The sequence below is a fragment of the Sphingobacterium sp. Lzh-3 genome (assembly GCF_046764375.1).
Classification (GTDB): Bacteria; Bacteroidota; Bacteroidia; order Sphingobacteriales; family Sphingobacteriaceae; genus Sphingobacterium.
Genome location: NZ_CP177226.1, coordinates 181,582 through 204,277, shown reverse-complemented (window position 1 = coordinate 204,277; position 22,696 = coordinate 181,582). Strand labels below are relative to the sequence as shown.

Here is a 22,696-nt window from a genome sequence, read left to right as displayed (position 1 = left end):
TTAATAAACATTAGCACATGAATTTTAAAATCAACAGTTTTAAAGTGGCTACTAAATTATTGCTATTCAGCAGCAGTTTTTTTGCTGGAGCCGCTTACGCACTACCGCATGCACCCTATGTGCAGGAGGTTCAGACCACAGTCAAGGGCAGTGTAAAAGACGAGCAAGGCAATCCCTTAGTGGGTGCCACAGTCTCTGTGAAGGGCAGCAATCTACGGACTTCAACGGACGCCAACGGCGTGTTTACACTAGCCAATGTAGCGGAAAATGCTGTCCTCGTCATTCGAATGATCGGCTTTAGCGCCAAGGAAATTACTTATGCTGGCGGTACCAACGTAAACGTACAACTGGTATCTGACACGCAGCAGCTCGAGGAAGCTGTTGTGGTCGGTTATGGTTCACTTGACAAAAAAGAATTGACCAGCGCCGTTTCGAGCATCAAACAGAAAGACATGGTCGCAGGAGCTGTCTCTCCCCTTTTGGCGATCCAGGGAAAAGTACCGGGACTGAGTGTCATATCCACCAATGGAACCGATCCTAATGCCGGTATCTCTTTGCAATTGCGCGGTGTCAATTCGGTAAACGCCTCACAGGGTCCGCTCGTGGTTATTGACGGCGTTCCCGGTGGTGATATCAACTCCGTGGCGAAAGAAGATATCGAATCTATCAACGTACTACGGGATGCCTCCGCTGCCGCGATTTACGGAACACGGGCCTCTGGTGGCGTGATCCTGATCACCACAAAAAGACCACAGGTCGGAAAAGCACAGGTAAATTTTACTTCGGAATACTTTGTCGAATCCATCCGCAAACGTCCCAAAGTCCTATCGGCAGAGAAATTTGTGGAGTATGGTCTCGGTGAAGACCTTGGACATCGCACCGATTGGTATGATGAGGTTACCAACAATAATCCCTTCAGCCATCGGCAAGTCGCAAACATCAGTGGTGGTTCCGAAAATGCCAATGTCTATACCACCTTTACCAAACGCGACGCCAAAGGAATGGCGATCACCTCCAAGCGGGATGAAATCGGTGGACGGATCAATAGTGCCTTTAAATTTTTCGACGGCTTTGCGGAGTTGAATACCAATGTAAGCTACAACCAGGTGAAAGCGTTTGGCTCCAACGGAGACATCTTTAACAACAATGACATTTTTAATATGGCTTTGGTGATGAATCCTACGGAAACACCTTATGATGCCAATGATGTCAGCGGTTACAACGTCTTGGAAGGTGGGTATGATACCTGGAACCCTGTTGCCGAAGCTCGCCTCCGCAGCGATGAAAAGCAATTTAAATACCTGTTGGCCAATGCGACCTTAAAGTTAAACCTCACAGAACATCTGACTACAAGTGCCACCATCGGAATAAAGAATAACAGCGAACATGGCAATTATTACCGATCGGCACAACATCGCATTTCGCGAGAGAACAATGTGGACGGATTTGCCAAGCAATATTATAGCCGGTTCAATGACCGCGTCTTTGAATGGACCGCCACCTATACAAACCGCTGGGCCGCGCATTCCTTGAATGCTGTAGCTGGCTATAGCTACCAGGATTTTAACGGACAGGGATTTTCTGCCGAAAACTCTAATTTCCCCGTCGATGGCATCGGCGAAAACGATATGGGTACAGGCACTTATTTGCCCGACGGACGTGCAGGTATCGGGTCCTGGAAAAATCCTTGGGTTAAACTTGCCGCCTTTTTCGGCCGTGTCAACTACTCCTATTTAGACCGCTATATCCTGACCGCAACGGCACGTTATGAAGGATCCAGCAAATTTGCGCCTAAAAACAGATGGGGATTTTTTCCCGGACTTTCCGCAGGCTGGCGGGTTTCCCAGGAACCTTTCCTACGGGATGTCACATTTATCAATGACCTAAAATTACGTGCGGGCTACGGAGAAACGGGCAATGAAGGTTTTGATGCCAAAGTTGCCACGCGGATGTATAGCGCCGACACCTGGTTTTTGCAGGATGGAAAATGGTTTAGAACCTACGGTGTGATGCACAACCAAAATCCAAATATCAAGTGGGAAGTCAAAAAAGAATACAACCTTGGTTTAGATTTCACTGTACTGAACAACCGTTTAAGTGGCCGTTTTGATATCTACAAACGGAAGATCGACGATCTGATTTATGACATCAGGGTTTCCCAACCACCGGCGATCCACGATAAAACTACCATGAATGTGGGCAGCATGCAAAATACCGGATATGAATTTGAACTGAATTTTAAAGCCGTAGACAATGATCATTTCAGTTATACCACCAGCATTGTTGCTTCACATAATAAAAGTAGGCTCAATACCTTATGGGGCAGCCAAACATTTACTGACCGAAAGGATTTCCCGGCACCCGGTTCGCCAGGCTCGGCAGTGAGGTTATATCCGGGCGAGGATATTGGCCAGTTTTTCCTCTGGAAATTTGCAGGCTTTACAGATGACGGCTATTGGAAGCTTTACGATAAGGATGGGAATGCTTTTGATGTGCGGGACCGCAACAAGACTGTGGGCGACAAGTCTTTTGTTGGCAATGCCATCCCTACTCTACAACTCTCCTGGAACAACCAATTTACCTATAAAAACTGGGATGCAAGTATCTATATGCGTAGCTGGATCGGCCACGATGTATTCAATATGATCAATATGTACTACAGCCTCCCCAATGTAAAAGGACAGAATGTGCTGGAAGAGGCATACGACAAGCATAAAAATATCAAAGGGGAAAAAGAGCTTAGCGATTACTGGTTGGAAAAAGGTACTTTTTTGAAGGTTGACGCCCTGAATATCGGTTATCGTTTTAACCAAAATTGGATCAAACCATTGAAGTCGATGCGAATCTATGCGACTGCACGCGACCTCTTTGTCTTTACCAACTACAGTGGCCTGGATCCGGAAGTCAATATCAATGGCCTAGAACCGGGATTTGAAGAGCGCAATGTCTATCCAAAGACCAGGACGTTTATGATGGGTTTACAAGTAAATTTTTAAAGCGAGCAAACATGAAAAAATACATTTCCATAGCAACATTATCCGTAGCATTATTGCTATCAGGATGTACCAAATTGGATCAGGAATTTTATAGTTCGGTCACGCCGGACACCTTTTTCAAAAGTGAGAAAGACATCAAGGCAGCCCTATTTAGACCATTTACCCATGCTAAATGGTATATGGGCGAAGACCGTTGGCGCCTTCAGGAATATACAGCCGACAATTTTGCCATTACCACCAAGGGCCGGCATTGGTATAACGGTGGTGAGAATGAGCGGTATCATTACCACCGTTGGACGGCGGATGACAACTGGATTTGGGGAAGCTGGCGCGGAACCCTGATGGGGGTTGCCCTCGCACTGGATACAAAGAGTGATCTGAGCAAATTGGATTACGGCAAATTTGCACTGAGCGACGAGCGGAAAGCAGCAGATCTCGCACAATTAGATGCCTTGATCGCCTACTTTTATCTACGTGGATTAGATTATTTCGGCGGTATGCCTATTTTCGAGTCATTAGATCAAGAGTCCCTACCACGTAATAGCGATCAGGAACTTTTTGCCCATATCGAAAAACTGCTCAAAGCTGCTATTGAGAATCTTCCTGCAAAGAAAGCTGGCGACAAGGAAGAGGGGGCTATCCGAAAAGCTGCCGCTGCAGCCATGCTGGCACAGCTCTACTTCAATGCAGAGGCTTATATTGGTAAAGCGATGTATGCTGAGAGCCAAAAATTGGCACAGGACATTGTCAATAAGGTCTATGGTGATTATGCCTTAGATACCAAATGGAACGGAGTGCACGGGTTTAAAAATAATGAATCACCCGAGATTATCTGGTCTATGCCTTCCGAATTCAAGATGCTGGAGTACAATTGGTTTTACGCAGACTTCTATCATTACAACACAAAGCAGTTTTTTGCACAGGATATGGGCGGGAATAATGGCGCTCACCTGACACCCTCCAAGAAACCCAATGGCTCAAGCTACGGTATGGACTTCAAATTAGGTTCACCCTTTGAAACCTTCGACCAAGGCGATCTACGCAAAGCACCTTACGTCTATCACGGTTCGGACCAATATGAGGGTATGTTTATTGTTGGTCCACATAAAACACCTACTGGTGAGGCTATTCTTGGTGGTGAAGAATACAAGGACAAGCCTTTGAACTTTGTAGATCAAGTGGGTCGTTTTTCGGAAGTTGGACCAGGAAAAAAATACAGTTCCATCGATCAGCTGCCCTCTAAAATGTCTGAAGGAGAGGAAAACACAGGCGTACGCCTGGTGAAGGTGCCGATCCCAAATCTGGCCAACAATACCTTACGCTGGGGGGCCGATATGCCGATTATCCGACTGGCTGAAGTTTACTATATGCTAGCCGAATGTGATTTCAGATTAGGGAACAAGGAAAAGGCAGCAGAACTGTTCAATACCGTCCGAAAACGAAACTTTGCCAATGCCGCTGATCCTAATCCCGTGACTAGCGCCAATATTGACAAATACCGTATTTTGGATGAATGGAGTATTGAGTTTTTAGGAGAAGGTCGGCGACGTACAGATCTGATCCGATGGAAAGCTTTTACTACGGAAAAGTGGTGGGATCATAATCCAAGTACCTCCGCACATCTGAATCGTTTCCCAGTTCCCAATCAGGCCATCGCTGGTAACAGCAGCCTGGCACAAAATCCGGGTTATTAAAATTGATAATAAAAAAAGCCAGCCTCCGATTTCTCTCGAAGGCTGGCTTTTTTGTGCTAGACTTACTTGTCCAATGCTATAAAAACAGAATTCTGAGAACGAAATTCCGGTACAATATCTTTAACCAGCTGCACTAATTTCATTTTATCCTCATTCGGATCGGCTGTTTTCGCCAGTCCACATAATTGTTCAATTCTTGTCTTTTGCAACGCTAAATCTGGGGTATTGACCTTTGCAATCATAATCTTTTCATGATAGGTCTTTTCCGTATTCTCCCCATTTGCTAAAAGTTCCTCAAAAATCTTTTCACCGGGACGGAGGCCAACAATCTTAATATCGATATCTTCAGGATAATTGTAACCTTTTAAGCGGATCATCTGTTTGGCGAGATCCATAATCTTAACAGGTTCGCCCATATCGAAGACAAATATTTCACCACCTTTACCCATTACTGCGGCCTCCTGTACGAGTTGACAGGCTTCGGGTATCGTCATAAAATAACGAGTGATATTTGGATCGGTAATTGTCAGCGGCCCACCTTTCAACATCTGCTTTTCAAACAGGGGAATGACGGAACCATTTGAGCCTAAAACATTTCCAAAACGAGTTACAATAAAATTGGTTTTGGAGTTTATATTCACCGTCGATATAGCAATCTCAGCGACTCGTTTGGTAGCCCCCATGACATTTGTCGGATTGACTGCCTTATCGGTGGAGACCATGACAAATTTAGATACACCATATTTATCCGCCAGCTTCGCCACATTATAGGAACCCCATACATTCGTTAGAATGGATTCATACGGATTCGCTTCCATCAAAGGCACATGCTTATAAGCGGCCGCGTGAAAAACATAAGTCGGCCGGTAAACCTGAAACAGCGTATCCATAAATAAGGCATCCCGAACATTGCCGACCATAAATACACAACGTCCAAAATTTGCAGATGAGCTCAACTCCTGTTGAATATCATACAAAGAGGATTCCGCCTGGTCGACCACGATGAGCTGTTTGAGATCAGTATGTGCAAGCTGACGCACCAGTTCTCCACCAATAGAGCCTGCTCCCCCCGTCACCAATACGATCTGTCCCTTCATCTCCGCAGCGATAGCAGGATTGTCCAGGTCGATTGCTTTGCGTCCCAGCAAATCCTCTATGCGTAAGCTGCGTATCTGTCTTGTCGCCACCTCTCCAGCCATTAAACGCGCCGTATCTGGTATAATCTTGACGATTAATGGAATCGGTTCGGCCAATTTAAAGACCTTGCTTAATCGCTCGGGAGACCTATTATCGACTGCGACTATTAGCTCGGCTGCATTTCCATGCCTATCGACAAATTCTTTATTCAATTTATTAATATCATGGATTCTAAAGCCTTGAATTCGATTACCAATACGATGCGGATTATCGTCCATGATCGCTACAATACGGTATTTGTTCCGCGAAGTCGTATGGATAAAGTGGAAGGTTGTATTGCCCATATTTCCTGCACCAAATAAGATAACAGGAATACGGTTGTCTTTATTACCCCACATCAGCTCGTGGTAGAGCGCCCGATAAAGCACGCGGCTAAAGGTCATACCGAAACCTACAATCAATGCATGAAAAAGAAGCTGTGTATCAGAGAAAGGAAAAGCGGCATGTAAGAACGAAGGTTGTGTCCACTCTAATATTTTACATACAATAACTGATAAAAAATAGGCCATTACAATCGCTAATGCCATACGTTGTAATTCACGGATTCCGGTTTTGTGAATAACGCCTTTAAATGTTCCCAGCGAAATAAAACAGATTAGATAAATGGTAGATACCAATATGAGCTGCAAACGCAAGGCATTGACCTCAACCCCGCCCCTGTGCTTAAAAATGAGTATGTAGCTAATCAAAAATGCTACTCCTACAATAATCATATCCAACAACAGAATGACCCAACGTGGCTTGTTAATTGACAAGCCCTCTTTCCATACATTACTCATTAAAAAATATTATATTCCCTTTCAAGGTTTAAGTAACTGCAAAAGTACCAAATTAATAGCTATAAATAAGTTAAAAGTTCTCCTATAAGCGGACGAACTTTTAACTTATTGATCAAGATATGCTATTTCCTAAAAATCCAGATAAATACTTTCATCAACGATCTTTTTCTCGGGCCATAATCGTTGCGGATAATGACCTTCCTTTATTAATCGATGAATATTCTGCTTCACCTCTTCCTTATCCTCTTTATAGGTTACACCAAACCATTTCGCATCGGTAGGAAGCACCGAAAAATTGGCAATACCCTGCTTGACCATATAATCCGGTAAATCAGGGATAAAGAATTCCGCTTTGGGATTCTCATGGTTTTTCTCTACAAAATCAGGGAACAAACTTTGTGCAATCTCAAATATCTTGGGTGTAAATCCCCAGAAATTCATTGAAACTCTTGTTTCACTCGGTATGACTGTTTCTGTTTCTTCCTGCGCATAGACAATATCTTGGTCTTTCCGATAGATGTTGGTTCTTTCCGTAACACTCTGCAAGTGACTCATGTCGTTGACTTCACACACACCCCGTGAGACATAGCCAAAGTCTGAAAGGGTATTACCAACTTCAAAACCGACCAGCGCCATCTCTTGATCATCCGCTCGTTGTGTTAGAAAATCAGCCATCTTTTGAAAAGCATCATAGCCATAGAAATCGTCCGCATTGATCACACAAAATGGTCTATCCACTTCATGCTCGGCACTCATCACCGCATGTCCCGTTCCCCATGGTTTTTGCCGCTCTACGACCCTATCAATTCCGAATTTTTTTAGGTCAAAATCCTGGTAGGCATAAGCAACCTCGACAGATTCAGGGAGTTTTGCACCAACATTTGATTTCATGATTTCTAAAAATTCTTCACGGATGACAAATACGATCTTTCCGAAGCCTGCACGGATTGCATCATAAATGGAATAATCGATTATCTTTTCATCAAATGGTCCAAAGCTTTCCACTTGCTTAGCCGATCCATAACGGCTCGCCATACCCGCGGCCAAAATAACTAGAATAGGCTTTTGTATATTCTCAATGCTGTTCTTCATTTCTATTTTAATGTGATTTTTCCCTTGCGTTTGCAACCAATAGCAATTTTAATACCAGCTTCATAATTCTCCACATTAATAAATAATGAATTATTAAACAAAAGCGAGCTTTCCGATAAATCGAAAAGCTCGCTTTGAACAGAACATTTTCTATAGCTTTACAATTTCTGTTCAGATTCTCTTTGTTGGTTTTGGTTCGGTTGAACTTTACCATCATTAGACTGGTTCCCCTCCAATTCCTCGGCTTTTACCCCTTTTGGATTACTCCATAATTTCTTCTTGTACGCATCCAGTTTCTCTTCTACTTTTTTCCCATCTAACTGCTGTCCGCCATTTTCGGTTTCTTTGAGGTTCTGCAACATGCCTGGCGAAGATTCACGTACGATGGTACTGGCAAATTTATTCTGCACAAAAAAATCATCCATGGTCATGTCATATAGACCCTTATCCGGATCCGAAATATCTACCTGGATAAGGCTATAGCGTAACTGTGGGAAATAAAGCCAGAAGGCAGGTGTTGCACCTACTGATTCGGCCAGATCAGCGGAGGTTGTAATGTTCATTAAAGGAGCTACACCAATAATCCGCGTTTCCAGCCGGCTCCGTTGCTTATCAAAAAAGATATCCTCTTTAATCCTAAATTTGGTTACACGTGCAGGATCAAACTCATTCAAAGCCATTTTGGAGTCAATCTGATTTCCTTCTCCATCAAAGATAGGGACAAGCACACTGTCTGCGAAACGGGCCATTCCTTCCTGCGCACTTAATCGGCCCTTAAAAGAATCATCATCGGGACTATAAAGGGAAAGTTTTCCTTTTTCAATCGCCTTCATGACAACCTCAATCAAAGAATTTCCAGGAATAGCAAGAATATTGTTTTTTTCGTCTTTTAAATCAATATCTCGCCATACACGTTTGTAAAAGCGGATATTTTTCTTATTAACTTCAGGATAAGCAAAGGGCACTGCGTCTTCCATATTGTTTGCTTGATAGAACCCATCGGTCAATGGTATTGTATCTTGAAGGATTTCTCCTGAGCTAGCAGGAATAGCTGCACCACTATTAGTTAAAATATGTTGATTCTTAGGTAAAGTATCAATTTTTGTCTCTTGCTGCGCAAACAATGACCCAACTCCGAAAGTCATCGCCGCTATCAATACTATTTTTGTTTTCATTGTTCTCGATTTTTGGATTTTAAAACAGCAGATTAATACTTACGCGTTTTGCTTTGTACAGTAGGCATTTCAAAGGCCGACATGACACAACGGAAACCGATGTACGAATGCGGTTCATAGTCTACCGAATAATTACGCGTTTCGCTATTTAACTGCTCTCCATTATCTTTCCATGATCCCCCGCGGACCACTTTCCGTTTCAATGCGTCACCATCTTTAGCATCTGCATCATAAAGCAACGCAGGATTTAAGTCGTTCACAAATACAACCGCAGATGGGCTATAGGCATCCAGGGTCCATTCGGAGACATTACCCGCCATATTATAAACACCAAAAGCATTTGGCATATAAGATTTCACGGGAAGAGTAAAGGTAGCACCATCACGCGAGTAAGTTCCCTCGCCTTGTTTGAAGTTGACGGCTAATTTCTTTTTACCTTCCGTTCCATCAATTGTCATCCGTGAGCCAGCGATTGTATCTTGGGGATCTAATTTACCCGAAGCTGCATATTGCCATTGAGCCTCTGTTGGCAAACTCAAGCTCAACTGATAACCGTTTAGATAAGAATTTCTTAATACCGTCGCAGCCATTTCGTTTGCCCGCCAGTCTGTAAAGGCACGCGCCTGTCTCCAGGTAACACCCACGACAGGGTAATAGTCAAAAGAAGGATGTGTAAAATAATTAGCATCTAAAGAGGCAAGCTGCGCATTCGGAAAATCTTTTGTCCAGATATCCTCAACTGGCATTACCGCGACTGTATCTGTCACATATTTCTTTTTCACATTCCCTTTGGATTGAAGATAAGAAAACCGGTATCTAATCACTTCAGAATTGAGTGCACGTCTATTGCCTTGCATTTCGAGCATTGGAGCAATGCGCTCCTGTATGCTTGGATCGTTGCTTTTCCATATCGGCGATACTTTTTTGACCTTTGCCCAATTGATACGCTTTTGACCAACCTGCTCACCGGCAATATCCAAGAAATACTGATCATCATTTAAATAATCGGTTACGGCAACGGAATCCGCAACCCAGTTCACAAATTCGCGATATTGCTTATTCGTCACTTCGGCTTCATCAATAAAGAATGCACTTACGCTCACATTTTTACCCACATTACCGCTATCTAATGACCCTTTGAACAATATTGTACCCGATGGAATATAAACCATTCCTGGAGGAGGCGGAAGTTTTCCCCCTCTAAAAGCATTTACTTTTGGAGCTTTATAAATTGCCGAATTGGATTTACATGCAGCAAAACCAATTAAAATAGCCAAAGATAAAAACCCAAGTTGACGACCGCTATAGAACCTTTTTAGTATATTCATCATTTTGTTTTATTAAAATTTTGATTTGCTTATTTACGGTTAAATAATCCATATTTCACACCCACCGAAATAAGACCATATTGGTCATTATTTTTATTGATGATACCGTCCAGATTATCATTGAATGTCAAGGTATGCTGATAGTTCACATTGATTGCCCACTGCGGCCCATATAAGGTTCTACCAAAGGGAATATCCAAGCCTACATTTAAAGGAAGAACAAAATGAATTTCCCCGTTATCTTTTGAAATTTCCCCTCCAACAGATTCCAAATAATTCGCATAGAGTGCTGAAATGTTTCTTTGAATTCGATTTTTCACCAATCCGGCCCCAGCTCCAGCATAAAAGTTGGAAAGAATACGAGAAAAGGTATTTGCTTCCAAAGTATAATAGCTATAATTATCGGCATTTCCCAAAAACTGGCCTAAACGAATTTTCCCATTGACATTTCCTGCAAAATAAAGGTTCTTAAAATCACTTTCATAACCATTTCCCGCCAAAGTCCCCTTTTCGCCATGCAACCCTACGGAGATGTATGGTGTGATCAGATAATCAACCTCACCATAAAAAGCGAATTTTGATTCTACTTTTGCTAAGTCCGTTAGATTGAATGTCGCACCTGCCCCAGCCCCGATACTAACAGGACGAGAAAACTGCGCCGATACTGAACCAATTGTTAGCAAGAGGGCCACAAAAAACGTGTATAGAAATTGTTTTTTCATAGATAAAATATTTAAAGAGCTTGTGTTTAATGTATCACGAATCATTTCGTAATTCAAATAACCATTTACGTGCATGATTCAAATTTGTATTGATTAGCCGCATGTAATTCAAAACGCCTGATCCTGTTAATTAGTATAAATTAAATAATCCCAAACCGAGGTGTCGATTTGGGATTACACAACAATAAGGCCAAAATCTAGATTATCTTAGCTTTATTTTATATTTAATCGATCTTTAAGATCCTGCCATACCTTTGCTAATCCCGTTTTCTTTTTCCCTTTGTCGCCGTAGCCGTAGCCGTAACCATAGCCATAACCATAACCACGAGCAAAGTCAACATCATTTACAACGGCCGCAAGATTTTTCAGCTTACCTTCTGTATACAATTCTCTTGGCACCTGTAATAAACGCTTATCGAGGTAATTGACACGAGATACATATAACGTTAAATCAGCATTATGCGCAATTAATAGTGTATCTGTTACCAAACTTACTGGCGCTGTATCTACCAAAATATAATCATAGTGTTCGCGTGCATATTTGATTACATCATCGAAATGTCCATTCATCAACAGCTCCGCTGGATTGGGCGCGATATAACCTGAATAAACTACATCAAAGTCATAGTTGCCCGGCTTTTTGATAATGATGTTATTCACATCCATATCTGGGTTAATTAAGAATTGAGTAATCCCAACATTGGTATGTTGTAAATGCGATAGACCTAAATAATCCAAAACTTTCGGGCTCCGAATATCTGCACCTATTAATAATACTTTCTTACCCGACATGGATAAAATTTGAGCTAGATTGGTAGTCACAAATGACTTACCTTCTCCAGAAATGGTCGAAGTAACGAATACCACTTTAGATGCTTCTTTTTTATCCGCGCCAAACATAAAATTCATATTGGTACGCAAAATGCGAAATGCCTCGGCTAAAGAAGAACGATCATTTAAATGTACTATGGTGTCTTCTGCTGTTGGTATCTCCCCAAGAACTGGAATTTTAACAAGGTCCTCAATATCTTTTCGGGAATGTATTTTATTATCCAATAAAAACTTAAGATAAAGAACAACAAATGGAACAAGTAAACCTAGTAGTATTGCCCCTAAAAGGATAATAGGCTTTTTAGGAGAAACTGGAACTCCATTACTATAAGCAGTATCAATTACTTTAAGGTTATCTGGTGTAGCCGCAGCTTTTACTTCGCTTTCTTCTCGCTTTTGCAATAATAAGAGATAAAGCGATTCAACAATTTGCTGTTGACGTGAGATTTTTTTGAAGCCCTGTTCTTGGTTAGGAATAGAGCTGATGCGACCTTTAATCTCGTTTGATTTTTGTTGAATACTATTCAAAGCCAACTTTGTTACTCGCTGGTAATTCTGGAGAGACTGCCGAATATTAGTGTTACTTTCAGATATATTTTCATTTAAAGCGATCACTGCGGGATTTTGATTTGAAGCAGATTTTAATAAGTCATCACGTTCCAAAACCAATTTATTATATGCTGTTATTGCTTCCACAATCGATGCATCTTGTAAACCTATATTTGAGGGAAGCAGTTTCCCCTCCTCTTGATTTTTCAGGTAATCATTCATATGATCAACCAATTGCAATTGAGTTTTGATCTCTAAGACTTTTTTGTCATTGTCTGAAGCAGTATTTAAAAACACACCTGCTTCGGTAGCCATATCGACCATAGAATTAGATGACTTAAAATTAGCTGCTTCCTCATCTGCGCCAGATAGATCTTTCGATATCAACATCAATCGCTTATTGATAAAATCAGATGTTGCTCTAGTCGTCCTTAACTTATCATTTGTCAAGTCGTTGTTATAAACATCAACTAACGCATTTAAAATCATCTCAGCTTTTTTTCCCAAAGTGGAAGTCATTGCAAAATTAACGATGTATGACTGTGCCTCTTTACTTGGTGAAATGTTCATTGAAGATAAATTCGCATCAACCGCCCAATCTCTAGGAATTATATTCACAACATACTCTGTATCAGAATCAATTCTATTTCCATTTGTCCGTCGAATTACAATATTGTTTCGCCCTAATCTTATAGATTTGTCAAAACTAGTAGTCAATTTCTCCCCAGACAACAAATTGGTAACAACTAAATGTTGACCATCTCTTATCTTGATTGTTAACTTGACCACTATACTATCTTGATTACCTTGAGGATGAACAGAAAAAGGCATATCTTTTTCCAAAATTTCTGAAGAACGAATCTTTCCTTGAGTAGAATAAATAATATTTAGGTGGTGTTGATCCACAACTTTTCGCATTAATCTTCGGGAAGACAATACTTGGATTTGGTCACTCACAAACGCAGAACGCGTTCCTCCAAACCCCATATTACTACTCAATTCCGCAATTCCTGCAAGCTCACCAGCAGAAGCACTCCTTTCATCTTTCAGCAAGATTTTGGCCGTGGTATTAAATGTTCGCTGCGCATAACGCAAGTACACTACTGCAGCCGCTAAGGCTAATAACACGGCAAGCACAAACCACTTCCAATAAAATGCATATTGTTCAAAGAGTTGTCTCAAGTTTATTTCTTCTTCTTGGTTTCCCTTTACTTGTGTAGATTGTTGTTCCATGAAATTTATTAACGAGTCAATACTGAAATTACGGTTATTAATAGGCTAGCAATAGAAATAATAACATTTGTATTGGCGCCTAATTTAGAGTTATTTATTTGTGATTTATTAGGTTCGACATAAATAACATCATTTTGAGCTAAATAGTAATATGGAGAATTAACTACATTTTGTTGTGTTAAATCTAGTCGTTGAATATTTTTTTTTCCATCAACCTCTCTAATAACCATTACGTTTTCTCGCACACCTCTGATTGTTAGATCACCAGCCATTCCCAATGCTTCTAATAATGTTACTCGTTCTGTTGGCATAATAAAGGATCCAGGCCTTGCTACCTCGCCTAATACTGATACACGGAAGTTATTGAAGTTAATATTTACACCAGGATCCTTGATATACTGCCCTAAGTCGCCTCGAATTTTGTCGATTGCTTGCATCCGTGTCAAACCAGCAACATGCATCTTACCAAGCATGGGTAAGTTAATATCTCCATTGTCATCCACTGTATATGTCGGGCGCAATGCCATATCCGTTTGTTGGGTCATATTCGCTCCCATCATAGTACTCATTGGATTAAAGGGTGCTGTTACTTTGGGATCAGCTGCTGTTACCACAATAGTTAAGATATCATTGATCTGAATTTTGGGAACATATTGCTCATATAAGGTATTAATTTGAGATGAATCTGTCTGTAAATAAACCATACTCTTGCGTGTGCCACAAGAACTAAACATTATTAGAACCACTGCAAACAGTGCTAATACAAAACCATACTTTGAACTTAACCCCATGCGTTATTTATATTTAAAAATTGATATCTTGATTTAACGACAAAAATAATTTATTTTTCCAAGAATACCATTTAATAATGGTTTATTTTGGAACTTCCTCATGCTAGCAAGATTTATGCCTAAATTTCAAGTTCGAGGTTTTCTTATCTTAATTAAAACAAATACTCCGTTTAATATACGAGACTTTCGGCAGTTACTTTTAAATTTAAGTAAACTCTAACACCTATATTAATTCTTCCCAAATATAAAATTATTATATTTGAATTTTGCTAATCAAATGTATTGATGAATACCCAATTAAGGAATATTTTTTTTCAGTTATTACGGATTGGTCTGTGGGGAAAAGGTGAGCTGCCAGCCTTTACACAACTAAAAGAACAAGAGTGGTCCCAAATATTTGCTTGGGCAATCCCGCATACTGTGGAGGGAATAATTTTTGACAGCTTTGCTTTTTTAAATGAAGATCAACTTCCGCCACAATCATTACGTTTTAAATGGGCCATACGAATTGACCAAATTGAACGTCATAATATTGAGATGAATAAAGTAATCGCTTCTCAATATGAATCTTTTACAGAGCTCGGTATAAAACCTATATTGCAAAAAGGCCAAGGTGTTGCACAGTTTTATCTTAATCCCTTACATCGAATATGTGGTGATATCGATTGGCACTTCGAGGATAATGGCTATGTTATAGCACGTAATTATATAAAAGAAAAAGGTATAACTGTAGAAGATACAAAAAGCTTCAGCTTACATTACAACTGGGACAATCAGTTCATTGAACATCACAAACAACTCTTTGACCTACGAAACCCGCTCATACAAAAATATTTACGATCTATTTCTAAAGATTATTGTGAAGAACAGGGTATTTTAAAAATTGACGATGTTTCGGTTCGGATATTAGCCCCAGAGCTACAGCTATTTCAAGTAAACTCCCATATACTAAAACACTTAATCACCTTTGGTATGGGGCTAAGACAATTTTGTGATTCGGCAAGATTATATGCTCAGTACAGTAACCAAATTGATTCAGAAGCTTTAAAAACGATTTATCAAAAAACAGGGATTTTAAAATGGACACATTTGCTGCACCAGATTCTAGTCGACTATATTGGACTGCCTAAATCACATCTCCCGTTCGCATATCCAGAACAAACGGATTCAGCATGGATGCTGGAAGAAATATGGTATGGTGGCAATTTTGGATATCACGACGAACGTTATACTGCAGGAAAAGTAAATAGTGCTGTATCTGTGCATCCAGATGGAGCTAGGAGATTGTGGAAGAATTTTAAACGTTATTTTCCTTATGCTCCACAAGAAGCAATCTTTTTTCCCATTATGCATTTCTACTCCAAATTCCTCGGTATAGACAGAGACTAATAAAAAGAGCTTTTAATTTTTCTTTAAAAGCTCTTTTTATTTTTATTTGCCAAAGACTTGTCTAATCTTGATGCGAATACGTTCTCTCTCCTCGTCTGTCAAGTTTGATCCTGATGGTAAACAAAGCCCTGTATCAAACAATTTTTCAGCCACATCACTTCCATAATATGGAGAGTTCTCAAACACAGGTTGTAAATGCATTGGCTTCCATAGTGGCCGCGATTCAATGTTATCCTCCAACAGCGCAAGGCGCAGATCTTCACTTGAGACACCTGTTACAGCTTCATCAATGGTAATGGCAGCCAACCAATGGTTAGAATAAAAATCTTCGCTAGGTTCTGTTAACACGCGAACTCCATCAATACCAGCAAATAAATCGGAATAGAACTTCGTCATACTCCGACGCGCTTCAATACGGTCAACCAAGACTTCCATTTGCCCTCTTCCGATACCGGCGCAAATATTAGACATTCTATAGTTATAACCAATATGTGAATGCTGATAATGCGGGGCATTATCACGCGCTTGCGTCGAAAGGAATACGGCTTTATCTTTATCTTCTTTTGTATGGCATACCAGAGCTCCACCACCTGAAGTTGTGATAATTTTATTACCATTAAAGCTTAATACACCAAAACGACCAAAAGTACCACATGCTTTTCCCTTGTAAGTAGATCCTAATCCTTCAGCTGCATCCTCAATTACTGGAATATCAAATTCCTTGGCCACAGCCAATATTTCATCCATTTTTGCCGGCATCCCATAAAGATGGACCACAATAATTGCCTTTGGCTTCTTTCCATTGGCAAAGCGATCTCGTATTGCTTCTTTCAGTGCGATAGGACACATATTCCAGGTGTCTGCTTCAGAATCTACAAATACTGGTATCGCTCCTTGATAGGCAATCGGATTAGCCGATGCGGAGAATGTCATTGACTGGCAGATCACTTCATCACCATAATTTACCCCGCATTCAATCAAGGCGAGGTGCAAAGCAGCAGTTCCAGCTGAAAGAGCTGCCACCTGAACATTTGAATTTAAAAATTTCTCCAAATCCTCCTCAAAGCCATTGACATTGGGTCCTAATGGTGCTACCCAATTATGATCAAATGCTTCATGGACGTATTTTAATTCATTTCCCCCCATGTGAGGAGAAGATAGCCATATTTTATCTGACATAGTATTAAAAATTAACGTTACTTCTTTATTATTCTTCCAGGATTACCTACTACAGTACATCCATCTGGTACATCTCTAATAATCACCGCCCCAGCCCCTATCTTAACCCATTTTCCAATTGTCACTCCCTGAATAACACATGCCCCAATCCCAATATGGGTGCCTTCTCCTACTCTCACATTACCAGCTAATGCAACATTGGGTGATAAATGGACATAATCTTCAATAATACAGTCATGATCAACGGAAGCATTTGTATTGATAATACAATGCTCACCAACATTTACATCAACGTTAATTGTTACGCCTGCCATTATTACCGATCCATTACCCAAGATACTTCGTTCAGAAATATGCGTATTTGGATGTATTAATTTTGGATAAATGAATGTTTTATTCTCATTAACTATTCGTTTTCTAACTCCGTTATCTCCAATGGCAATAATTACCTCGAAAGCCTCTTCAGACCAATTGTTAAAAATTTCATATCCCAATAAAGTTGATCTATTTAAATCGGTCTCGATAAATCTCTCGACTAAAAACCCGTCAATTTTCAGTTTGTTACTTTCAGCAATTTCTGCTATCACTTTACTGTGTCCACCTGCTCCAAATAAATACATAATTTAAAAAGTTAGTTGTTACCATTAAATGGTTCAATTGTAACGTGTCCATCTGCGGATATTCCTTCCCTTTTAAACACTTTTCTAAATGTCATAAAGAAGACTTTAATATCAATTTTCAATGATACATTATCTACATACCAAACATCAAGTTCAAATTTTCTTTTCCAGGATATAGCATTTCTACCATTTACTTGTGCCCACCCCGTTATGCCAGGTCTAACTTCATGTCTGCGACGCTGCTGAGAATTATAAAGTGTCAAATATTGAGGTAATAATGGACGAGGTCCAATTATAGCCATATCTCCTTTTATCACATTCAATAATTGAGGAATTTCATCTAAGGACGTTTTACGTACAAATGCTCCAAGTGCTGTGAGCCTTTCAGCATCAGGAAGTAGGCTTCCGTTGGCAGCTCTTTTCTCATTCATAGTTTTAAACTTAATTATTCTAAAAATTTCTCCATTCAAACCTGGACGACTTTGAAAAAAAAATGGTCTTCCATTATTAGCAAAAAATAAACCTATTGTTATGAGAATGAAAATAGGACTTAGGAGAACGAATGCTACTAAGGCAATGCAAAAATCAAAAATTCTTTTAAAAAAAATCTTATACATTGGAAATCAAACCTTTATCTTTCAATAATTTTTCATATTCGCTCAAGAGAGCATCCCACACGACGCCTTGCTCATATCGCTCAGTAACCATTTGTCTAGAGTTATTCTTTAATTTATTATAATAAGTACTATCTTTCACGAATAACAACATTGCATCTTTAAGGGCTTCAGAGTCTTTAACAGGTATAATTGTTCCATTTTTGCCATTTTTAATTATCTCATTGCAACCATTAATATTAGAAACAATGCTTGGCAGGCCCATTGCACCAGCTTGCATAACAACATTTGGGAAGCCCTCTCGATAACTTGGAAAAACTAAAGCATCTGATACTGCAAAATATGGTCTAACATCTTTTTGAAATCCCACTGAAAGGATGTTCTTATTATTCTCAATTTCGACCAAAGTCTGTCTATTCAAAGGATCCAAGCTTGTTTCTAAAGCACCAACCAAAAGTAATTTCATATTTGAGACATTTAACGCGGAAAATGCCGAAACTAATTCATTTATTCCTTTATCACCAACTATTCTACCGACGAATACAAAAACAAAATCATCCTCCAAAATCCCTAGATCCTTTTTTAAATTTACACAGGAAGAATATTCTAGTTGGTCTATTGAAAAAAAACTTGTGTCGATGCCATTCGAAGAGCCATTGCCTATCACCTCCAATTTACTCGGAGTCGTATAACCGTTTTCTAAAATAAAATTCTTCAAACCATTTGAGTTAGGATAAATTTTAGTAGCGCCCCAATAGGTTAGTTTCTCTACAAAATCTAATAAACTGCGTCGCATCCCCCTAGCCTCCATTAATGGCATTCCTGCTACCGTATGCATTCTAATAGGAACTCCTGCTAATTTAGCACCTAACATTCCTATTATTCCAGCCTTAGGAGTGTGAGAATGGACAATTTGGGGATTTTCTCTTTTACAGAGCTTATAAAATTCCCATAATGATTTTAAATCCTTTATTGGTGATATAGTACGTGTCATTTCTAAGGAATTAACTTCTACCCCTTCACTTTCCCTGACATCATCTAATTCTGGTCCTTTTGAAGATATTCCTTTTACTGTAAATCCATGATTGGCCATATACTTTAATTGACCCTTCAATAAAATTTTAAGTGAAATAGGAACAGTTGTTATTCGAATTAATTTATTCATATATAAGCTTCAAGATAATAGTATTACGATTTTTATCGCAATACATTTTTAAGTTTACTCTTCTTCCTTATTGAGTTTCCTTTATTGAATCAAAACCTTAGGAAGGTTAGGATTATTATATTTTGTAATTTGTTTTTGATTATTTTTCCAAATCGGTTTTATCACGCGAACTGTTCCTGAGATAGGTTTCGAACCTGCTTTCAAATCAAAACCACTAACTTCCAAACCATGTAATGAATACTGATCTAATGGGGAATTAATAACAACATTAACATCCTTTGCTTGCTTTCCTTGCATTGCATATAGATAAACAACAATACCATATCGATTGTTAAAGGTCTTAGCATAATTAATTGTCACATTGTCGATTTGATCGTTATTGTCATTCGGCTCAAGAACAATCCCACACATAGGTAAAATTCCATTCGTATTTGAAACGACTGGTCGGTCAAGCAAAACATTTACGCCACTTATAATCGAAATCCCATTACGTCTATTCTCATGTAGTTGTGCACTATAGATATTAATATTTTGATTATTAATATTGCCGGGCTGTCTTCCGACATAAATCCCATCTCCCCAACACTCTTCCACCAGAGGATTATATATATCTACATTCTTACTACTATAGATAGATATCCCCATTCCCCATTCTCCTTTTGAGCCAGTATGACTCTTCTTATCACCAAATATTCTAGGATTAAATATCTGCACATTGACAGCATTTCTGATTAAAATCATATGATAGACAGTTTCTCCATTGGGTTGTAGGATTAACTTTGAATAGGGTCTAAAATATATTTTGGAATTAGACTTTAGGCTTAGCCCAGTCATATTGATGAGTATTGGAAAGTTAGGCATAATCACATTCCGATTTTCATCAAGCGCTTTTTGCAGATAACTTGTGTAATCAACTGTCCCGTTTTTAGTATACCCTTGAGGTAAATATTTCTCAGCGTCAATAAAAGCCGACAAAGAAAGTTTTGGCAAAGAAGACTTTTGGGATAAATATGATGTCGGAACGGTCCTCCTCACATATTTATAATCTTGACCATTACAATCGATAGTAAAAAAAAACACAATGTAACAGGCTAGGAATATTCCTAAGTACTTTTTTAAATTTGTTGACATAATAATAAAATTTTTACAAAACTAATTTAAAACAAACGCTCATTAGAGCAATTTCAGTATGTCGATATTATAACTCACTTAATCAATAAACTTTCTATTTTTTGAATGAAAGAATCTATACTTCTATTTTGCAGTTCCTTATCAAAAAGTGCTCTATTTTCCGAACTATAATTTAATGCCTTTTTTATTCCACCAACCAATTCCTTAACATTATCAGGTGCTACAACAAATACTCCTTGTATTTCTAAAATACCTCCTGCACAATCTGTTGAAACGACTTTATCATTTTGTGACATCATTTGTAAAAGTACATTAGGAAAACCCTCCCTTATCGAAGAAACTACACAAACATTTGCTAGCTTAAAATAAGGATAAACATTCTTGACATGACCTTTTAAAATCACCTTATCCTTGATATCCAATTCGTTTATTAATTTTTCTAGCTTCTTCCTTTCGCTCCCCTCCCCTAAAATCATTAAATTAAGACTAGGAATTTCCTTAATTATTTCAGCAAAGGCACTGATCAAAATATCAAATCCTTTCTCTCGAATTAACCTTCCAGCTGAAACAATTGTGCCTCCATTCAAAATAACTTCTTCGTTGATATACTGCTTATCAGGAAAATCAAATGGATTAGGGATAACTTTAACATTCGTCCGTTTAAATAAATAAGAAATATGTTTATCTAAAATACCAAGCATTCTTTCTGTTTGACAAATAAGCAAGTCGATTGATCGATATCCTAAAAAATAGGCCATTCTATACTTCATCAATTTGAGACCTGAATATCTTCCAAAAACTTGGGTAGATTCTCTGGCAACTAAGTTTTTAGTCTTTAATATTTTAATAGTTCTGAGTATTCCCAATAAGCTATTTACCATCAAGTGAGATGAAAACACAAATTCAAATTTTTCACCTCTTAAATCTACAAACAAATCTTTTATATTATTGTTCAGATAAACTATTCTGACATTTAGAGGCAAATTTTCCTTCCAATACTCAGTGGTTTGAGATTTAAAAAAATAAACACTAATAATAGATCCTTTTTGTTCAGAATAATATTTAGCTATCTTAAATAATACTTGTTCGGCACCTCCAAGCCTATCTGAAATGGAAAAAATAGCAATTCTACTAGGGATGCTCATAAGAACCGTCGTTTACTAATTTATAAAACAAACTCTCATATTGTAGAATAATATTTTTTCTACCAAATTTTGAATTTATATCTTGTCTAATTGCCACATTTTCCCAATTTACTGCGATAGCTCTCAAAAGTAATTCACGAAATTCCTTCTCATCATTGGCAAGGAATCCATTGAATCCTTCTTTTATGATTTCCCTTGTTCCACCCGGAGCATTAAATGCGATACAAGGGATGCCTAAAGAAATAGCTTCTAACAATGCATTGGGAAAACCTTCAACATATGATCCTTGTAAAAAAAAGTTTGAAGCCAACAGAAGTTCAGAAACATTGAAGGAATGGTCAAGCAAAGAAACTTTATTCGACAAACCAAATTCCATGATTAGATTTTCAATTTCCTTTTTTAGTGGCCCGCTACCAACAATCAAATATTCGTAATCAAACTTAACTTCTTTTAACACTCGTAATATTCTCTCGTGCCCTTTTTCACCAGACAATCTTCCAACTGTGATAAATTTCAATTTACCATTTTGATGTGTTGGTATCAAATTCATCTGTTGAGAAACCGTAATTGGATTATTTATTACAAGGCTTCTTTTTGATCTATACAACCTATCAAAATCATTTTTCATATCTTCAGATTGACAAATAATTGCAGAAAGCTTATTGTACAAATACTTTCTAACGAAAAAAGGCAATTGCTTTTTAGCAGAGAAAGTATTCATGACAGATCCTACACTCGCTTCCCTACCCACAAATCTTATCTTTGGCAGAAAGATTGAAAATAAACCAAGTAATAAATTAACATGTCCAATAGAGCCTACAACGATATTAGGCTCTGCTTTCTTTATATAACTAAAAATATCAGGAATCGATTTTATGAGTCTTGCTTTCTCAAGAAAAACAGTTTTTATAGTACCCGTGTCAAAAACCTTATCTTTAATGTGTCCCTGAATCAACAATGTCACATCAAATACATTCTTATCTAAATTTTGCGAAACAAATGAAATTACCCGTTCAGCGCCACCTGCTTTTAAGGATGGTAATATAAAAAGAATTTTAATCATTGA

17 protein-coding genes are annotated in these 22,696 nt (G+C 38.7%); 3 read left to right on the top strand and 14 right to left on the bottom strand.

The genetic code is table 11. The annotated features are described in order from the left end of the window. Positions 1-17: 17 nt before the first annotated feature. Both ACLCDV_RS00875 and ACLCDV_RS00870 read left to right on the top strand, forming a co-directional pair. The gene (locus ACLCDV_RS00875; RefSeq protein ID WP_411972671.1) at positions 18-2,996 is read left to right on the top strand and encodes a SusC/RagA family TonB-linked outer membrane protein; all 2,979 of its coding nucleotides are present in this window, start codon (positions 18-20) and stop codon (positions 2,994-2,996) included. 11 nt (positions 2,997-3,007) lie between these two features. Next, positions 3,008-4,690 carry a RagB/SusD family nutrient uptake outer membrane protein gene (locus tag ACLCDV_RS00870; protein ID WP_411972670.1) on the top strand — a complete coding sequence of 561 codons (1,683 nt, stop codon included), beginning with the start codon at positions 3,008-3,010 and terminating at the stop codon, positions 4,688-4,690. Between the two features lie 62 nt (positions 4,691-4,752). Here ACLCDV_RS00870 and ACLCDV_RS00865 read toward each other — a convergent pair whose 3' ends face one another. The 7 genes from ACLCDV_RS00865 to ACLCDV_RS00835 all read right to left on the bottom strand — a co-directional run bounded on the left by ACLCDV_RS00865 (position 4,753) and on the right by ACLCDV_RS00835 (position 14,387). Continuing rightward, positions 4,753-6,666, bottom strand: a complete 1,914-nt coding sequence (locus ACLCDV_RS00865; RefSeq protein WP_411972669.1) for a polysaccharide biosynthesis protein — start codon at positions 6,664-6,666, stop codon at positions 4,753-4,755. A gap of 129 nt (positions 6,667-6,795) precedes the next feature. Then, positions 6,796-7,758, bottom strand: a complete 963-nt coding sequence (locus ACLCDV_RS00860) for an NDP-sugar synthase (protein ID WP_411972668.1) — start codon at positions 7,756-7,758, stop codon at positions 6,796-6,798. 158 nt (positions 7,759-7,916) lie between these two features. Then, on the bottom strand, positions 7,917-8,933 hold the full coding sequence (gene gldN / locus ACLCDV_RS00855; RefSeq protein ID WP_411972667.1) for a gliding motility protein GldN: 1,017 nt from the start codon (positions 8,931-8,933) through the stop codon (positions 7,917-7,919). 32 nt (positions 8,934-8,965) lie between these two features. Next, positions 8,966-10,264 (bottom strand): SUMF1/EgtB/PvdO family nonheme iron enzyme, encoded by a 1,299-nt coding sequence (locus ACLCDV_RS00850; RefSeq protein ID WP_411972666.1) that lies wholly within the window; start codon positions 10,262-10,264, stop codon positions 8,966-8,968. Positions 10,265-10,290: 26 nt separating this feature from the next. Then, a complete protein-coding gene (locus ACLCDV_RS00845) occupies positions 10,291-10,983 on the bottom strand; it encodes an outer membrane beta-barrel protein (protein WP_411972665.1) in 693 nt (230 codons plus the stop codon). A 213-nt stretch (positions 10,984-11,196) separates the two neighbouring features. Then, positions 11,197-13,596, bottom strand: coding sequence for a GumC family protein (locus ACLCDV_RS00840; RefSeq protein ID WP_411972664.1), 2,400 nt, complete (start codon positions 13,594-13,596; stop codon positions 11,197-11,199). 8 nt (positions 13,597-13,604) lie between these two features. Further along, a complete protein-coding gene (locus tag ACLCDV_RS00835) occupies positions 13,605-14,387 on the bottom strand; it encodes a polysaccharide biosynthesis/export family protein (RefSeq protein WP_411972663.1) in 783 nt (260 codons plus the stop codon). Positions 14,388-14,672: 285 nt separating this feature from the next. Here ACLCDV_RS00835 and ACLCDV_RS00830 point away from each other — a divergent pair, with 285 nt between their 5' ends. Then, on the top strand, positions 14,673-15,776 hold the full coding sequence (locus ACLCDV_RS00830; RefSeq protein WP_411972662.1) for a nucleotidyltransferase family protein: 1,104 nt from the start codon (positions 14,673-14,675) through the stop codon (positions 15,774-15,776). Positions 15,777-15,818: 42 nt separating this feature from the next. Here ACLCDV_RS00830 and ACLCDV_RS00825 read toward each other — a convergent pair whose 3' ends face one another. The 7 genes from ACLCDV_RS00825 to ACLCDV_RS00795 form a co-directional block, all read right to left on the bottom strand. Beyond that, on the bottom strand, positions 15,819-16,955 hold the full coding sequence (locus ACLCDV_RS00825) for a DegT/DnrJ/EryC1/StrS family aminotransferase (protein ID WP_411972661.1): 1,137 nt from the start codon (positions 16,953-16,955) through the stop codon (positions 15,819-15,821). A 17-nt stretch (positions 16,956-16,972) separates the two neighbouring features. Further along, positions 16,973-17,575 carry an acetyltransferase gene (locus ACLCDV_RS00820; RefSeq protein WP_411972660.1) on the bottom strand — a complete coding sequence of 201 codons (603 nt, stop codon included), beginning with the start codon at positions 17,573-17,575 and terminating at the stop codon, positions 16,973-16,975. A gap of 11 nt (positions 17,576-17,586) precedes the next feature. Then, complete coding sequence (locus ACLCDV_RS00815) at positions 17,587-18,192, bottom strand: sugar transferase (protein WP_411972659.1); 606 nt, start codon at positions 18,190-18,192, stop codon at positions 17,587-17,589. Then, the gene (locus ACLCDV_RS00810) at positions 18,185-19,354 is read right to left on the bottom strand and encodes a glycosyltransferase family 4 protein (RefSeq protein ID WP_411972658.1); all 1,170 of its coding nucleotides are present in this window, start codon (positions 19,352-19,354) and stop codon (positions 18,185-18,187) included. The genes ACLCDV_RS00815 and ACLCDV_RS00810 overlap by 8 nt, the downstream gene beginning before the upstream one ends. An 81-nt stretch (positions 19,355-19,435) precedes the next feature. Continuing rightward, positions 19,436-20,485 (bottom strand): hypothetical protein, encoded by a 1,050-nt coding sequence (locus tag ACLCDV_RS00805; protein ID WP_411972657.1) that lies wholly within the window; start codon positions 20,483-20,485, stop codon positions 19,436-19,438. A gap of 74 nt (positions 20,486-20,559) precedes the next feature. Beyond that, the gene (locus tag ACLCDV_RS00800; protein WP_411972656.1) at positions 20,560-21,630 is read right to left on the bottom strand and encodes a glycosyltransferase; all 1,071 of its coding nucleotides are present in this window, start codon (positions 21,628-21,630) and stop codon (positions 20,560-20,562) included. After that, positions 21,617-22,693: a glycosyltransferase gene (locus tag ACLCDV_RS00795; RefSeq protein ID WP_411972655.1), complete on the bottom strand. Its 1,077-nt coding sequence runs from the start codon at positions 22,691-22,693 to the stop codon at positions 21,617-21,619. The genes ACLCDV_RS00800 and ACLCDV_RS00795 overlap by 14 nt, the downstream gene beginning before the upstream one ends. Positions 22,694-22,696 lie beyond the last annotated feature (3 nt).

Excerpts from the sequence above, each read along its gene's own strand:
- ACLCDV_RS00875 (WP_411972671.1), top strand. The coding sequence starts at position 18 with ATGAATTTTAAAATCAACAGTTTTAAAGTGGCTACTAAATTATTGCTA.
- ACLCDV_RS00870 (WP_411972670.1), top strand. The coding sequence starts at position 3,008 with ATGAAAAAATACATTTCCATAGCAACATTATCCGTAGCATTATTGCTA.
- ACLCDV_RS00865 (WP_411972669.1), bottom strand. The coding sequence starts at position 6,666 with ATGAGTAATGTATGGAAAGAGGGCTTGTCAATTAACAAGCCACGTTGG.
- ACLCDV_RS00860 (WP_411972668.1), bottom strand. The coding sequence starts at position 7,758 with ATGAAGAACAGCATTGAGAATATACAAAAGCCTATTCTAGTTATTTTG.
- gldN (WP_411972667.1), bottom strand. The coding sequence starts at position 8,933 with ATGAAAACAAAAATAGTATTGATAGCGGCGATGACTTTCGGAGTTGGG.
- ACLCDV_RS00850 (WP_411972666.1), bottom strand. The coding sequence starts at position 10,264 with ATGATGAATATACTAAAAAGGTTCTATAGCGGTCGTCAACTTGGGTTT.
- ACLCDV_RS00845 (WP_411972665.1), bottom strand. The coding sequence starts at position 10,983 with ATGAAAAAACAATTTCTATACACGTTTTTTGTGGCCCTCTTGCTAACA.
- ACLCDV_RS00840 (WP_411972664.1), bottom strand. The coding sequence starts at position 13,596 with ATGGAACAACAATCTACACAAGTAAAGGGAAACCAAGAAGAAGAAATA.
- ACLCDV_RS00835 (WP_411972663.1), bottom strand. The coding sequence starts at position 14,387 with ATGGGGTTAAGTTCAAAGTATGGTTTTGTATTAGCACTGTTTGCAGTG.
- ACLCDV_RS00830 (WP_411972662.1), top strand. The coding sequence starts at position 14,673 with ATGAATACCCAATTAAGGAATATTTTTTTTCAGTTATTACGGATTGGT.
- ACLCDV_RS00825 (WP_411972661.1), bottom strand. The coding sequence starts at position 16,955 with ATGTCAGATAAAATATGGCTATCTTCTCCTCACATGGGGGGAAATGAA.
- ACLCDV_RS00820 (WP_411972660.1), bottom strand. The coding sequence starts at position 17,575 with ATGTATTTATTTGGAGCAGGTGGACACAGTAAAGTGATAGCAGAAATT.
- ACLCDV_RS00815 (WP_411972659.1), bottom strand. The coding sequence starts at position 18,192 with ATGTATAAGATTTTTTTTAAAAGAATTTTTGATTTTTGCATTGCCTTA.
- ACLCDV_RS00810 (WP_411972658.1), bottom strand. The coding sequence starts at position 19,354 with ATGAATAAATTAATTCGAATAACAACTGTTCCTATTTCACTTAAAATT.
- ACLCDV_RS00805 (WP_411972657.1), bottom strand. The coding sequence starts at position 20,485 with ATGTCAACAAATTTAAAAAAGTACTTAGGAATATTCCTAGCCTGTTAC.
- ACLCDV_RS00800 (WP_411972656.1), bottom strand. The coding sequence starts at position 21,630 with ATGAGCATCCCTAGTAGAATTGCTATTTTTTCCATTTCAGATAGGCTT.
- ACLCDV_RS00795 (WP_411972655.1), bottom strand. The coding sequence starts at position 22,693 with ATGATTAAAATTCTTTTTATATTACCATCCTTAAAAGCAGGTGGCGCT.